Raw genomic sequence first — 13,122 nt, forward strand, 5'->3', positions numbered from 1 at the left:
CAACTACTACTGGTGGGGCGGGTTCGAATCGGTCGGGAACCACATCGAAACCCGGGTACCGCCCGACACGCGCTCGGAGAACTCCACGGTGCCACCCGACTCGCGAAGCACCCAGTAGATGACCTGCATGCCGAGTCCGAGGCCATGGGCGAGCGGCGTCTCCTCTGGGCGCTGTAACACCGAGGTCTCCAGGTCGGGAATCCCACGGCCGTCGTCGTTGACCTCGACGACCACGTGGTCGTCCCGCTCGTACGCCTGAACCGTGACCGAAGTCGTGGCCGGGTCGTTGTGGAGCAGCGCGTTCCGGACGGCCTCCTCGATGGCCCAGTGGGCGAACGGGTGGCAAACGACACGAGCGTCGGTTGCAACCTGAATGTCGACCTCCGCCGTCGGATACCGCTCGGCGACCGCCTCGAGCCCCTCGACCACGAGCTCGCGGATCGGTGTCGGCTCGCGGTACTCTTGGACGGACCAGATACGCTTCAGGCGGTTAGCGTTGTTCGAGAGCGATTCGAGCCGGTCGAGGTGCCTGCGTGCCGTCTCGAGGTGCTGGCGCGTCTCCGCCGTCGACAGCGTCTCGTCGAGGAGTTCGAGATGCCCGACGGCGACGTTCACGTGCGTCCGGATGTTGTGGCGCAGTGCGCGGTGGAGCACGGAGATGCGCATCGTCACGGTCGCGTTCCGACGGAGCTGGGTCTGGACCTCCTGTTTCGCCGTGAGCAGACTCCCGTAGCCGTAGCCGACAGGGAGGCCGACGACCAGCCCGCCGAGCCCACCGGTCAGGATGACGAAACTCGCGTCCAGCGCGCTCCCCTCGCCCAGCAGATGCCCGGTGACCACGATCGCCGCGACGAGCATTCCGTAGAGACAGAACCCGAGGCCGACACCCACGACGTAGTCGAACGTCTCGACCGAGTCCTCTCGGGGGAGGAGGCGTTGCATCCCGTACACCACCGGCGCGGCGAGCAGGAGCAGCCCGAGGAACTTCGCGAGCTCGTTCCCCGACTGCTCGGCGGCCAGCAGGAACCCGTTCGCACCGAGGATGATGAACGCCGCCGTAATCGAGTAGACGACCCCGACCCGGGGGTACCGTGGGTCATCGAGCGCGAACATCCGTCCGACGCGGCGTATCTGGCTCGTGACGGACTTGGCCACGGTGTCTTCACCCAATGGTATTACTGGAGTGACAATAATAACATCGGATTTGGAAAATACTGAAACTAACCCGTGTTCAGAGTCAGAGAATCGAGTACGACGCGGCGAGCGTCAGCGCCAGGGCGCCGAGCAGGCCCATCCCGTACAGCGTCGAGATGGAGCGCGGCTCCCACCGCAGGTGCTGGTAGTAGCCCGCGACGACGAGCGCCTTCGCGAACGACAGCACGATGATGATGCCGAACGCCGTCCAGTAGACGCTCTCGAGGAGGCCCACGACCTCCACGAGCGCCTGGACGGTCGCCAGCACGAACAGTACGACGTATATCACGGTGTATAGTTTGAGGTGACTCATGGTTACAGGATGTAGAACAGCGGGAACAGGAACAGCCAGACGATGTCGACGAGGTGCCAGTAGAGCCCGAAGTGCTCTAGCGGCGCCTCGTCACCGTTGACGTACGCGCCGTTCCGTGCCCGCCAGATCATGTACGTGGCGATGATGAGGCCGACGATGACGTGTGCGCCGTGGAGCCCCGTGGTGAGGTAGAACGTCGACGACGCGACGTTCGTCGAGATCTCCCAGCCGTTGGGGAACGCCTCGCTGTGGACGTGGAACAGGTGGTTCCACTCCAGCGCCTTGTTGGCGAGGAAGCCGAGGCCGAGCAGCACCGTCGTGACGAGCCCCGCGATGACCCCGCGCTGGCTGCCGCGTTCGGCGGCGACGAGCGCGAGCACCACGGCGAAGGAGCTCGTCAACAGCAGGTAGGTGTTGATGAGCCCCGGCATCGTGACGTGTTCCTCTGGGATGAGGTGGTGCCAGGTCGTCCAGCCCTCGGCGACGCGGATGAACACGTACGAGCCGATGAACGCGCCGAACAGCACGACGTCGGACGCCAGGAACACCCACATCCCCGTCTTCATGTTGCTGACGCCCTCGAACGGCCAGCGCTCGGCGAACTCCATCGTCGGGCCGGTGAACTGCTCGGCCGTCATCTTCGTGAGCGTGTACAGCAGGAACGCCGTCCCCGCGACGGTGAACGCGATGTACACCGAGCCGGTCATCCCCTCGGGATACGACCCACCGGTGAGCCCGGAGAGCCCGACGAGGAGGACCAGCGAGGCGATGCCGGTCGCGAACGGCCAGATGCTCGTGTGGTCCTCGTGTTCCTCGTGGCCGTGGTCGTGCGCGTCGTCGTACACCACGACGCCACCGTCGGCGGTCGCCCCGCCGTCAGCGGCGGCGAGGTCAGCGGGGCTGTCGTGGAACGAGAGCTTCCCCTTGAGGTACGACGGGATGCCGGGGAAGTTCTCGAGCGGCGGGGGCGACGGAACCGCCCACTCTGCAGTCGTCGCGTACGCCCACGGGCTGTCCGCGGCGTCCTCCCCGGTGAAGTAGCTCTGGTAGAAGTTGTACAGCATCACGAGGAAGGAGGTGCCGAGCAGGAACGCGCCGACGGTCGCGGCGCGGTGCCACGGGATGAACTCGACGGGGTAGTCGAACACCCGTCGGGGAGTCTCCCAGACGACGAACATCGGGAAGTAGACGAGGTTGAACCCGACGAAGTACATGACGAACTGCACCTTGCCGAGGAACTCGTCGTACATCTTCCCCGTTATCTTCGGGTACCAGTAGTAGATGCCTCCGATGAGCCCGGTGACGCCGCCGACCATCACGTAGTGGAAGTGCGCGACGACCCAGTAGGTGCCCCGAAGCTCGTAGTCGAGGACGACCGCGCCGAGGAACACGCCCGTGATGCCGCCGAGGATGAACAACACGAGTGCGCCGAACGCGAAGAGGAACGGCGTCTTGAAGCGTATCTTCCCCTTCAACATCGTGTAGATGAGCGCGAACACCATCAGGTCGAACGGGAGTGAGATGCCGATGGTGGTCGCCATGAACAGCGTCTTGATCTGGAGGTTGATGGCCGTCAGGAACATGTGGTGCATCCAGACCGCGAACGACTGAATCGCGACCAGCAGCATCGCGCCGATGAAGTACTTTCGGCCGACGAGCCGCCGCCCGGTGAACGTCTGGAAGATCTCGGCCATCGCCCCCAGCGCGGGGAAGAACACGATGTACACCTCGGGATGGCCGAAGAACCAGAACAGGTGGGCCCACAGCAGCGAGCCACCCGCACCCGTCGCGGCGAAGTAAGTCGTCCCCAGCAGTCGGTCCGCAGAGAGGATGACGAGCGCCGCGAGCAGCGCCGCGAACGCGAACAGCATCATCCAGACGGTGAGGAGGATCGACCACGTGAACAGCGGCATCTTCCACATCGTCAGCCCCTTCGCGCGCATGCGATGGATGGTGGTGATGAAGTTGACACCGCCGACGGTGACGCTCGCGGTGAACATCAGCAACGCGAGGACGGCCATCGACGCCCCGATCTGTGGCGTGTACACCGGGATGTTGAGCGGCGCGTACATCGTCCACCCGCCGGAGAACGTCGCGCCCTGGAAGAACGAGATCATCAGCAGGACGCCGGAGAACAGGTAGAGCCAGTAGGAGAGCGCGTTCAGCCGGGGGAACGCGAGGTCCTTCGCGCCGATCTGCAGCGGGACGATGTAGTTCGCGAACCCGAAGGCGAACGGCGAGAGGAACCAGAACACCATGATGAGCCCGTGCGTGGAGACCGTCTGGTTGTACGAGAGTCCATCCAGGAGGAGCCCACCGGGAACCCACATCTGCAGGCGGATGAGCAGCGCGAGGACGCCCCCGAACAGCAGGAAGAACAGCGACGTGACGATGTAGAGGATGCCGACGTCCTTGTGGTTCGTCGTGGTCACCCAGCGCTCGATGGTGCCGAGCCCGGGCATCGCGTGTTCGTCTGCAGCCGGCAGTTCGCCGGCTGCGGTCGCCTCGCCACCGTCGGTGCGTTTCGTCTCGTCGCTCATGGCTCTGCCTCCAGTGCCGCGGGTGCCGTCACGCGGCTCGCGTTCTCACTGCTGTTCGTCGTGCCCGCGTACCACTCCTCGTACGCCTGTTGTTCCATCACCACGACGTTCGCCTGCATGAACGAGTGGCCGGTGCCACACAGTTCGTAGCAGATGGCCTTGTACTCGGCCGGCTCGTCCGTGATGAGCCACGTCTCGGTGGTCTGGCCGGGGATGGCGTCGGTCTTCACCCGCAACTCGGGTATGCCGAAGTTGTGGAACACGTCGCGTGACGTCACCTCCAGTTTCACGGGGGTGTCCGCGGGGAGGCGGAGCGTGCTGGCCTGGTGGCCGTTCGGGTAGGTGAACGACCAGCCGAACTGGAACCCCTCGACCTCGACGGTGATGGCATCGTCGCTCTCGACGGGTTCGGCTGCCTCGACGTACAGCAGCGTGCCGAACGTCCAGCCGATGAGCGAGACGACGACGATGGCGCTGAGCCCGAACGAGAGGAACAGTTTGCCGCCCTTGCCGCCACCGGTCGGAATCTCGCCCAGTTCGGGGCGGTCGTCGTCGTAGTCGTCACCGTCGCCGGTGTCGCGGTAGATGTACGCGTTGTACACCATGTAGCCGATGACGATGACACCCACGAGCGTCCCCAGTACGAGGAACACGTCGAAGATCTGGCTGAACACCTCGACTCGACTCCCCCGCGGCACGATGCCCCCGCCCTGGAGGCTGACGGGGAGGCGCGCGAGGTTGAGAGTCCCTGTCATGGCAAATGCAATCAGTTCACGAAGCCTTATCAGTTTCGGGCCGTGGGGTACGGGTTCCACGGAACGTTTTTTACCATGTGGGGTGTTACGGTACCCCATGACAGAAACTGACACAGAGGCTGTCGAGGTCGAGACGACCGAGACGGCCCCGGACTTCGACCGGCTGTTCGGCGTCGTCACGGACGGGCTCATCGGGGCCCTCGGCGGGCTGGTCGGGACAGTCGTGTTGACGGTCGGGCTGCTCATCGGCTCGTCGCTCGGCGCGTTCGACACGGACGCGTTCACCGTCGTCGCCGAACTCGCCGGGGCGACCATCCTCTTCGACTCGAACCTCTCGGCTATCGGCTACATCGTGTTCCTGCTCGGCGGGATGACCGTCTGGCCGCTCCTGCTCGCCTCCATCGGGAGCTACCTCCCGGGCGACCGCTTCGCTATCAAGGGTGTCACGTTCGGGTTCGTCCTCTGGACGGGGTTCGCACCGTCGTTCTACACGGGACAGGCCGGGCTACTGCTCGTGGCGTACCTCGTCATCACCTTCTTCGCGCACGTGTTCTACGGGTTCACGCTGGGCGCGGTGTTCGACTACTTCTCGAACCGTCCGGACACGCTGGTCTGAGCGCGGCAGCCCCTCGTTTTTACGTTACGACAGAACCGATGCCAGCTCCGCGAGCGTCTCGAACGTGTAGTCGGGCGCGTGCTCGCCCGGTTCGCTCCCGTGGTCGCGTCGACCCGGGTACCACGCCGCCTGCAGTCCCGCACCCTTCGCGCCCGCGACGTCGTGGTGCATCGAGTTGCCGACGTACAGCGTCTCCTGTGGCCGGACGCCGAGGTCGAGCAGCGCGCGGTCGAACGGGTCGCGCGCGGGCTTCGGAGCCGTCTCCTCCCCCGCGTAGACGGTCGTCTCGAACGCGTCGTGGAGGCCGAGCGCGTCGAACTTCTGAGTCTGCGTGCGCCGCGACCCGTTCGTGATGAGGCCCACGGGGCCGTGCTCACGGGCGAGTTCGAGGGCGGCCTCCGCACCGGGGCGGAACGACACGTCGCTGTGGTCGATCGCGTTCTCGTAGGTGCGCGCGAGCGTCTCGGCGCTCTCGGTCGGCCCGCCGTAGCGGTCGGCAGCGAGTCGGAACAGTCGCGTGAGGAACTCGTGGTCGTCGCGGACGTTGCCGACGTCGGTCGCCATCGACCGGAGTTCGTCCGGCGAGCAGAACCGGCCGACGCCCGCGGCGGCGTGTGCCGCGTCGAGCACGTCGTCGGGGTCCTGGTTGTACTCGAGGAGGGTGTCGTCGAGGTCGAAACAGACCGCGGATGGAGGACTCATTGTCCCCTGTAGGCCCCCTACGCGGGATAAGGGTTCGGCCGACGTGTGAACGGCCCACGTGCACCTTCCGCCACGCTTTATACTCGGCCCCGCACACGCGGAGACATGACACGGTCTATCTGGTTGAAAGCCGACGACGCCGTCGGCGACTGGGACGCCCGACGCAAGCGTATCACCGCCGGACTCGAGGCGGGTGTCGACGTGGTGCTCGTCGACGAGCGCGACGTCGAGCGCGTCCGCGAGCTCGGGCAGGTGACGGTCGCCGCGTTCACCGGCGACGACGTCCACGTGATGGACGCCGAGGAGTCGACTGCCGAACCCGACATCCGCGTCGTCGGGAAGGGCGGCGAGGGCGACGGCACCGTCGACCTCCCCTCGGACTTCTCGGGGAGCGCCGACCTCACGACCCTGCGCCGCGACCAGGCGGAGGCGTCGTACGTCCGCATCTTCAATCAGGACTACGAGGCGTTCGCCGAGGAAGCCGCGAAGGACGCCGACTACACGCTCGTCGTCGGCGAGGACTGGAAGATCATCCCGCTCGAGAACCTCATCGCGCGCATCGGAACGGAGACGGACCTCGTCGCGGGCGTCCAGACCGCCGAGGAGGCCAAAACGGCGTTCGAGACGCTCGAACTCGGCGCGGACGCCGTCCTCCTCGACACCGACTCACCGGACGAGATTCGCGCCACGGTCGACGTGCGCGACGAGAGCCAGCGCGAGTCGCTCGACCTCCAGTACGCGACCGTGACGGCCGTCGAGCAGACCGGCTCCGCGGACAGAGTGTGTGTCGACACGGGGACGATGATGGACCACGACGAGGGGATGCTCGTTGGTTCGATGAGCCGAGGGCTGTTCTTCGTCCACGCCGAGACGGCCGACTCGCCGTACGTCGCCTCCCGCCCGTTCCGCGTGAACGCGGGGGCAGTCCACGCGTACATCCGGACGCCCGGCGGCGGTACGAAGTACCTCGCCGAGTTGAAGTCGGGCGACGAGGTGCAGATCGTCGACACCGAGGGGCACACCCGCGAGTCCATCGTCGGCCGCTCGAAGATCGAGTCCCGGCCGATGTTCCGCATCGAGGCCGAGACCGAGAGCGGCGACCGCATCGAGACGCTGCTGCAGAACGCCGAGACCATCAAGGTCGCCACCGAGGAGGGTCGCAAGGCGGTGACGGACCTCCAGGCTGGCGACGAGGTGCTCGTCTACTACGAGGACACGGCCCGCCACTTCGGCGAGGCCGTCGAAGAGAGCATCATCGAGAAGTAACCAGCAGGCAGTAGCGCAGTCTGGCGGTCGGCAGGCGACTGAACCACTCCGGCTGCGACGCAGTTTTTTACGCGGGGCATAACAAAGCGCGGCGGCGCACCACGAGAGAGCAATGACGAGTTCGCGTCGAGGACCGCAGGGTCTCCATCCGACGCACCGACCGCCGACCCGATTGGCGCTTGCCGATGGAGGGCTCGCGTGAGTTCGTCCGATACCGACACGGACACTGCCGTCGACTTGGGCATCGACCGCGTCACCGAGCCGATCAGCCGACGCCGTGAGCAGGTGCAAGCCGCGACCGAGCCGCTGGACACGAGCGTGCTCAAACGCACGGGCATCTTCACCTACTTCGGCGTGTACGCACTCATCGCGCTCGACGACCAGTTCCAGTACGTTCGGGCGGGCTGGCTCGCTATCCCGCCGGCTGTTCGGCCTCCACCGATGCCACCCCTCCACGAGGTGCTGGGACTCTACAAGAGCTTCGGGTGGGCGTTGACGAGCGTCGCGGTCACGCTCACCGTCGTCGGAGCGATGGCCGTGGTCCAGCTGCGTCGGGCGCGTCGGCGGTCCCCCGAGAGTCTACAGGACCTCGGCGGGACCCACTGGCTCGACCGGGGGCGTGCGCTGGTGACGGCGGTGACAGCACGGACACGCGAGCGAACCGTCCACGCCGACGAACCGGCCCGCGACAGCGAGCGAGCGGCCGATGGTGACGAGTGGCCCCGACCCACGATCGTCGACGGCTCGCTCGACGTGCCGGGGGAGCCGCTATCGCTACCGCGCGGGGCCGAGCCGGACCGCCCCCACCTCCGAGTCATCGACCCGACCAGCGTGCCGGACGCGAAGAGGTTCAGTCTCGACCCCGTCGGCGAGACGACCGACGCCGAGATCATCGGTGACGACGCGGAGAACGACGAGGACGGGGGACCGGCAGGTACCCGACCCGATGGCGGGAGCGAGACCCACCCCGACCCGGAGGCGCCGTGGCCACCGGAGCCGAACGCGACACCCGAGGACGAATTCGACGAGGACGCACCGTGGCCCGACGAGTGGATCGCTGGCGACGAGCTCTGAGCTACGCGCGCCGGGGTCGTGCCGTCATCGACTCAGAGCCAGCCATCCGGCAGTTCGTCGGCGTGAGCGGACATCAGTCGAAGCAGCGGCTCTATCTCCGAGAAGTTCGGCCCCGTCGTCACGATGCCGGTAGCCTCGTCGTGGTCGACGTACCCGGCGGAGACCAGTTTCGGCAGGTGGACGTGGTGTAACTCGGTCCGGAGGTCGTCGAGGTCACGGCCACTCCCGTTGGCCGCAACCGTTGCCGACTCGTGCATACTGAGTTGGTCCTCCGTCCAGAGGTCGTAGAGCAGTCGGCGGCGCTCGCGACTGGCGAGCGCGGTCAACGCCGTGTCGACTCGCGTCTGTCGTTCGAGGTCGCTCGTCACGACCCTCCCCCACCCCTGTGCAGCTTGGTTACGCTATCTGTGTGCTGGTGCATCACTCTCCCACGCAGTGTTGGTAGGCTCCTGGAGGCATCGTCCTGTGGCTTGTGTACTCCGGGCGTTCAAATACGTCAACGGATACCAACCCGCGTCTCGAGTAGGCCGTCCTACCCAACGCGCGCACGGAGGAGCAACCACCTAGTCAGCGGTACTCCCACTCGAGTTCGGTCGTACACCAGTGACAGAAGTCGAGCGACGGGTCGGCCTCCTTGCCACAGACGGGACACGTCGGCCCCTGGCTGGTCCGCTCCTCGTGTCGCACCGCCAGCCAGTAGGCGTCGACGACGGCGAACCCAGTGACGGCCGCGAGCGCGAGCGACTGGACCGAGTCGAGCGTCGCCAGCGACGTGACGAACCGGTCGACGAACGCCGTGAGGCCGGCCACGGTGAGTGCGGGCGCCGTCGAGATGCCGGTGGCGAACAGCGCGGTGGCGGCCCACAGGAGGAACCACGTCATCCCGCGGCTCCACTCCCGCAGGTACAGATGGCCTACGCCGGGCTGCGCGAGCGAGAGGATGGCCGCGACCCAGCGTCGACGCGTCGTCGGCATTGTTTGCCGGATGTTTCGCGACGACGACTGATAAACCCCCGTGTGACGGCCGTCAGCTTCGGCCTCAGCGTCCCCCAAGTTCCGTGACGAGGCGGTCGAGCGTCGCGAGGTCGTACTGGCCGGGGGCCGTCGCGTTCGCGGGGTCGACCGGCGCGTAGCCGAGACACGAGCCGTACAGCGGTGCCACGGCGCGCGAGTGCCGACCCGCCTCGCCCATCGCCATCGTCGCGGCGGTGCCGCCCTCGCGAGTGATCGCGTCCGTCACCGAGAGGAGGCGAAGCACGTCGCCACGGTCGTCGGCCGTGACCGCGACCTTTCCAATGTCGCCGGCGGCCGTGGCGCGGGCGACGAGCTGCGCGAGGTCGTCCCCAGCAGGCGTCCTCTCGAAGTCGTGGACCGAGGCGACGACCTGTGCGCCGTGGTCGTGTGCGTGGTCGAGCGTCGGCTGCGCGCCCTCGGCGATGGCCGCGAGCTCCACGTCGATAGCTTCGACCGAGGGGTGTTCCGCGGCGGTTTCGAGCGCCGCGAGCCGGTCGGCCTCGCTCGCCTCGCACTCGCCACCCTCCCACGTCGGACGGTTGGTACACAGCAGTGGTAGCGTGCCGTCGTACGCGTCGAGCGCGTCGAGCGGCGCGGCCGCGAGGTCCATCCGGAACTCCACGAGGTCGGCGTGCTCGCGGGCAGCCGGCTCCTCGTCGAGGTCCGCGGTCGAGGCGGCCAGCCGGAAGGCGTCGAACTCCATACTCGCTCCTCCGACCCGAAGCGCAAAAAGGCGGCTACACCGGCTGGTACTGCGCGGTCCACTCGTTGTCCGTACGAGTGACCGATTCGACGGCGTACAGCTGGATGCGCCGCTCCATTCCCGTCTTCACGCCGAACGCGTAGTTGTCGGCGTCGTAGCCGAGGTCTTCGTTGGCGGCGAACGCGCGGTGGGCGTCGAGCCGCTCGTTCACCACGGTCTCCGAGAGGGCGGGCGCTCGCTCGACGGCGGTCGCGAACGACTCGACGAGTTCGGGGTCGCGCTCGTAGCCCACGGAGTTGCGGCCGGCGACGAGCGCCGCCAGCGACGTGGTGCCGGTGCCCAAGAACGGGTCGAGGATGGTGTCGCCGTAGACTGAAAACATCGAGATCAGCCGATACGGAATCTCGAACGGGAACGCCCCCGAGCGGTCGCGGCCGTCGCCACCGAGCGCCTGTCGCCGCCCTCGGACCTCCCAGGCGTCGGAGAACCACTCGTTGCGCTCCTCCCAGAAGTACGCCGACTCGTAGCGGGCGTCGTCCCCCGGCGGGAACTCGCGGGTGCCGCCGTTGCGGAACACGAGGACGTGCTCGTGTTCGAGCGTCGGGTAGGCGTTGGTGGGCAGCATCCCGCTCCCCATGAACTTCGCCGTGCTGTTGGTGGGTTTTCGCCAGAGGATGTCCGGGAGCGTTCGGAACCCCTGTGCGCGCATCCGGCGGGTGATCTCGGCGGCGTTCGGGTACTGCTGGAACCCGTCGAGGTTGCGGGTAGCGTCGCCGACGTTGACACAGACGATGCCGCCCTCCCTGACGACCGAAGCGAGCCGCGCCCACACCTCGTCGAGTACGTCGTGCATCAGCTGGAAGGCGCGGTCGCCCTCCTCCTCGGCGAGCGCCGTCCCGATGCGGGAGTCCTGCTCGGTGAAGCAGTCGTCCCACATCTCGATCATCGGGTACGGCGGCGAGGTGACCACGAGGTCCACGGTGTCGACGGCGAGGTCGCGCGCGTCGCCGATTCGGACCTCGTGGTGCGTCTCCATCAGATTGGCCGATGGTGGGGGCTGTTACGGGTCTTGCGGTCTCGACCCACGAACTGTAGCGTAACTTCTTGTGCTCCGACGACATGTTCGCGCTCGTGTCCCTCGAACCTCGCGTCTCGACGACTCTCTACCACCGCGACCCCGAAGCGGTCACGCTCGGCGGGCTGTTCCTCCTCCTGTTCGCCGTCAACCTCTGGACGGCGGGCGTCAGCCTGCTGTACGAACCGCTGTCGGTTGCGCTGCCCCGCCCGCTCGGCGACCCGTTCCTGCTGGGGCCGATACTCGTCCACGGCCTCGGAACGCTGCTGGCGACGGTCGTCTACCTCCGCGTCACTGGCGTCTCGCTCTCGTTGGGCTTGCCGACACACGACCGGGAGACCGGGGCCGTCACACCCTTTTTGTCGGTCGGCCTCGTTGCAATCGGCGCGCTCGTCGCCCACGGGCTCCTCGGCAGTTCGGTGAGCGAGGTCGTCCGCAGCTCCTACGGCGCGTCGATGAGCGTCGCGTTCCTCGCGTGGGTCACCCTCGTCCCGGCGGTGTTCGCGGCGCTCGCGTACGGCCTGCTCTACCTCGGGGCCGTCCAGCGGACGCTTCGAGAGCTGGTCGACCCGGGACACGCCGTCGGCCTCACCGTGTTCGTCGTCGGTATCGTCCGGGCGATGGACCCGCCGTCGCTTGCGCGGCCAAGCCCCGAGTCCCTGGGGCTGTTCCTTCTGCTGGCGCTCGTCGCCGCGGCGGTCGGCTTCACCGCCGGCATCGCGTACCGCGGCGCCGGAGCGACCGACCCGAAGACGGTCGTTCGCGGCTGGTACGTCCCCGTACTCGTCGTCGGTGTGGTGGGAATCGTCGGTGTAGCGACCGAGTTCACCGCGGCGACGACGCTGCTCCGGTGGGGCCTGTACGTCGGGACAGTCGCCGTCGCCGCCTACGCCCACGAACGGACGGCGTCGCTGTGGGTCGGTGTCGTGACCCTGTTCTGCTACCACGTCGCCGTCAACGTGGCCGTGTATCTCGAAGCAATGGGTGGCGTCGGGACGTTCTGAGAAAGTCGAGAGAGCGTTCCCCGCTCAGTTCCACGCCGACGGGCCGAAGTCGGGGTCGACCCGGCGGTCCGTCCGCTCGATGGCGTCGATCTTGCTCACGTCCTCGTCGTCGAGGTCGACGCCGAGGCTCTCCCAGTTGTCGCGGATGTGGGCCTCGCTCGTCGCCTTCGGGATGGTCGTGACACCCTTCTCGCGGAGCCACGCGAGGCTCACCTGCGCCTCGCTCGCGTCGTGTTTCTCGGCGACCGCCTGGATGGCGGGCACGTCGAACACCTTCCCGCGGGCCAGCGGCGAGTACGCGACCAGTTCGACGCCGTGTTCGTCGGCGTACTCGCGCAGTTCCTCCTGCTGGAGCAGCGGGTGCATCTCGACCTGGTTGGCGAACGGCATCTCGCCCAGCACCTCGGCGGCGCGGTCGAGGTGTTCCGGCTCGAAGTTCGAGACCCCGATGCGCTCGATCTTCCCCTCGTCGCGCAGGTCCGCGAACGCCCCCAGCGTCTCCTCGGGGTCGTACGTCCGGGACGGCCAGTGGACGTACAGCAAGTCGACGGAGTCGACGCCCAGCTTCTCCAGACTCTCCTCGGTCGAGGAGAGCACGTCCTCGCGCGCGAGCTTCGAGATCCACACCTTCGTCGCGAGGAACACGTCCTCGCGGTCGACGTCGGCGGCCGCGATGCCGTCACCGACGGCCGCCTCGTTCCCGTAGATCTGGGCGGTGTCGACGTGTCGATACCCCGTATCCAGGGCAGTCCGAACCGACTCGGCGCACTGCTCGGCGTCGTCGTTCTCCCAGGTACCGAGCCCGAGTGCGGGCATTCCCTGTCGTTCCGGTACAGTGAGCTGCGACTGGTCCTGTGTCATCGGCG

The 13,122-nt window shown here is 67.1% G+C and carries 14 protein-coding genes; 4 read left to right on the forward strand and 10 right to left on the reverse strand.

Annotated features, from left to right (window positions below; genetic code table 11):
* Nucleotides 1-6: 6 nt before the first annotated feature.
* The 4 genes from NL126_RS00405 to coxB form a co-directional block, all read right to left on the reverse strand.
* On the reverse strand, nucleotides 7-1,155 hold the full coding sequence (locus NL126_RS00405) for a sensor histidine kinase (RefSeq protein ID WP_255196921.1): 1,149 nt from the start codon (nucleotides 1,153-1,155) through the stop codon (nucleotides 7-9).
* Nucleotides 1,156-1,237: 82 nt separating this feature from the next.
* Complete coding sequence (locus NL126_RS00410) at nucleotides 1,238-1,507, reverse strand: cytochrome C oxidase subunit IV family protein (RefSeq protein WP_255196922.1); 270 nt, start codon at nucleotides 1,505-1,507, stop codon at nucleotides 1,238-1,240.
* A 2-nt stretch (nucleotides 1,508-1,509) separates the two neighbouring features.
* On the reverse strand, nucleotides 1,510-4,047 hold the full coding sequence (locus tag NL126_RS00415; RefSeq protein WP_350355472.1) for a cbb3-type cytochrome c oxidase subunit I: 2,538 nt from the start codon (nucleotides 4,045-4,047) through the stop codon (nucleotides 1,510-1,512).
* Nucleotides 4,044-4,802: a cytochrome c oxidase subunit II gene (gene coxB, locus NL126_RS00420; RefSeq protein WP_255196923.1), complete on the reverse strand. Its 759-nt coding sequence runs from the start codon at nucleotides 4,800-4,802 to the stop codon at nucleotides 4,044-4,046. Before coxB ends, NL126_RS00415 begins: the two co-directional genes overlap by 4 nt.
* A gap of 97 nt (nucleotides 4,803-4,899) precedes the next feature.
* Here coxB and NL126_RS00425 point away from each other — a divergent pair, with 97 nt between their 5' ends.
* Complete coding sequence (locus NL126_RS00425; RefSeq protein WP_255196924.1) at nucleotides 4,900-5,418, forward strand: DUF6789 family protein; 519 nt, start codon at nucleotides 4,900-4,902, stop codon at nucleotides 5,416-5,418.
* A gap of 24 nt (nucleotides 5,419-5,442) precedes the next feature.
* Here NL126_RS00425 and NL126_RS00430 read toward each other — a convergent pair whose 3' ends face one another.
* Nucleotides 5,443-6,120, reverse strand: a complete 678-nt coding sequence (locus NL126_RS00430) for an HAD family hydrolase (protein WP_255196925.1) — start codon at nucleotides 6,118-6,120, stop codon at nucleotides 5,443-5,445.
* Nucleotides 6,121-6,225: 105 nt separating this feature from the next.
* Here NL126_RS00430 and NL126_RS00435 point away from each other — a divergent pair, with 105 nt between their 5' ends.
* Nucleotides 6,226-7,386, forward strand: coding sequence for a 3-dehydroquinate synthase II (locus tag NL126_RS00435; RefSeq protein ID WP_255196926.1), 1,161 nt, complete (start codon nucleotides 6,226-6,228; stop codon nucleotides 7,384-7,386).
* Between the two features lie 198 nt (nucleotides 7,387-7,584).
* On the forward strand, nucleotides 7,585-8,460 hold the full coding sequence (locus NL126_RS00440) for a hypothetical protein (protein ID WP_255196927.1): 876 nt from the start codon (nucleotides 7,585-7,587) through the stop codon (nucleotides 8,458-8,460).
* A gap of 32 nt (nucleotides 8,461-8,492) precedes the next feature.
* On the opposite strand, the gene NL126_RS00445 is transcribed toward NL126_RS00440, so the two are convergent.
* The 4 genes from NL126_RS00445 to NL126_RS00460 form a co-directional block, all read right to left on the reverse strand.
* The gene (locus NL126_RS00445; RefSeq protein WP_255196928.1) at nucleotides 8,493-8,828 is read right to left on the reverse strand and encodes a DUF7344 domain-containing protein; all 336 of its coding nucleotides are present in this window, start codon (nucleotides 8,826-8,828) and stop codon (nucleotides 8,493-8,495) included.
* Nucleotides 8,829-9,027: 199 nt separating this feature from the next.
* Nucleotides 9,028-9,435, reverse strand: coding sequence for a DUF7575 domain-containing protein (locus NL126_RS00450; RefSeq protein WP_255196929.1), 408 nt, complete (start codon nucleotides 9,433-9,435; stop codon nucleotides 9,028-9,030).
* 64 nt (nucleotides 9,436-9,499) lie between these two features.
* Nucleotides 9,500-10,177 carry a type I 3-dehydroquinate dehydratase gene (locus NL126_RS00455; RefSeq protein WP_255196930.1) on the reverse strand — a complete coding sequence of 226 codons (678 nt, stop codon included), beginning with the start codon at nucleotides 10,175-10,177 and terminating at the stop codon, nucleotides 9,500-9,502.
* Nucleotides 10,178-10,211: 34 nt separating this feature from the next.
* Nucleotides 10,212-11,213 (reverse strand): DNA-methyltransferase, encoded by a 1,002-nt coding sequence (locus tag NL126_RS00460; RefSeq protein WP_255196931.1) that lies wholly within the window; start codon nucleotides 11,211-11,213, stop codon nucleotides 10,212-10,214.
* A gap of 95 nt (nucleotides 11,214-11,308) precedes the next feature.
* Here NL126_RS00460 and NL126_RS00465 point away from each other — a divergent pair, with 95 nt between their 5' ends.
* Entirely contained in the window at nucleotides 11,309-12,256 is a 948-nt protein-coding gene (locus tag NL126_RS00465) for a hypothetical protein (RefSeq protein WP_255196932.1), read from the forward strand.
* A gap of 24 nt (nucleotides 12,257-12,280) precedes the next feature.
* Here the strand turns inward: NL126_RS00465 and NL126_RS00470 are convergent, their stop codons facing one another.
* Nucleotides 12,281-13,117, reverse strand: coding sequence for an aldo/keto reductase (locus NL126_RS00470; protein ID WP_350355473.1), 837 nt, complete (start codon nucleotides 13,115-13,117; stop codon nucleotides 12,281-12,283).
* Between the last annotated feature and the right edge of the window lie 5 nt (nucleotides 13,118-13,122).

The sequence above is a fragment of the Halorarius litoreus genome, from assembly GCF_024362405.1.
Taxonomy (GTDB): domain Archaea; phylum Halobacteriota; class Halobacteria; order Halobacteriales; family Haloarculaceae; genus Halorarius; species Halorarius litoreus.

Bases quoted from the DNA above. Each gene is read 5' to 3' on its own strand.
- NL126_RS00430 (WP_255196925.1), bottom strand. From the start codon at position 6,120: ATGAGTCCTCCATCCGCGGTCTGTTTCGACCTCGACGACACCCTCCTC.
- NL126_RS00450 (WP_255196929.1), bottom strand. From the start codon at position 9,435: ATGCCGACGACGCGTCGACGCTGGGTCGCGGCCATCCTCTCGCTCGCG.
- NL126_RS00425 (WP_255196924.1), top strand. From the start codon at position 4,900: ATGACAGAAACTGACACAGAGGCTGTCGAGGTCGAGACGACCGAGACG.
- NL126_RS00460 (WP_255196931.1), bottom strand. From the start codon at position 11,213: ATGGAGACGCACCACGAGGTCCGAATCGGCGACGCGCGCGACCTCGCC.
- coxB (WP_255196923.1), bottom strand. From the start codon at position 4,802: ATGACAGGGACTCTCAACCTCGCGCGCCTCCCCGTCAGCCTCCAGGGC.
- NL126_RS00455 (WP_255196930.1), bottom strand. From the start codon at position 10,177: ATGGAGTTCGACGCCTTCCGGCTGGCCGCCTCGACCGCGGACCTCGAC.
- NL126_RS00410 (WP_255196922.1), bottom strand. From the start codon at position 1,507: ATGAGTCACCTCAAACTATACACCGTGATATACGTCGTACTGTTCGTG.
- NL126_RS00435 (WP_255196926.1), top strand. From the start codon at position 6,226: ATGACACGGTCTATCTGGTTGAAAGCCGACGACGCCGTCGGCGACTGG.
- NL126_RS00415 (WP_350355472.1), bottom strand. From the start codon at position 4,047: ATGAGCGACGAGACGAAACGCACCGACGGTGGCGAGGCGACCGCAGCC.
- NL126_RS00470 (WP_350355473.1), bottom strand. From the start codon at position 13,117: ATGACACAGGACCAGTCGCAGCTCACTGTACCGGAACGACAGGGAATG.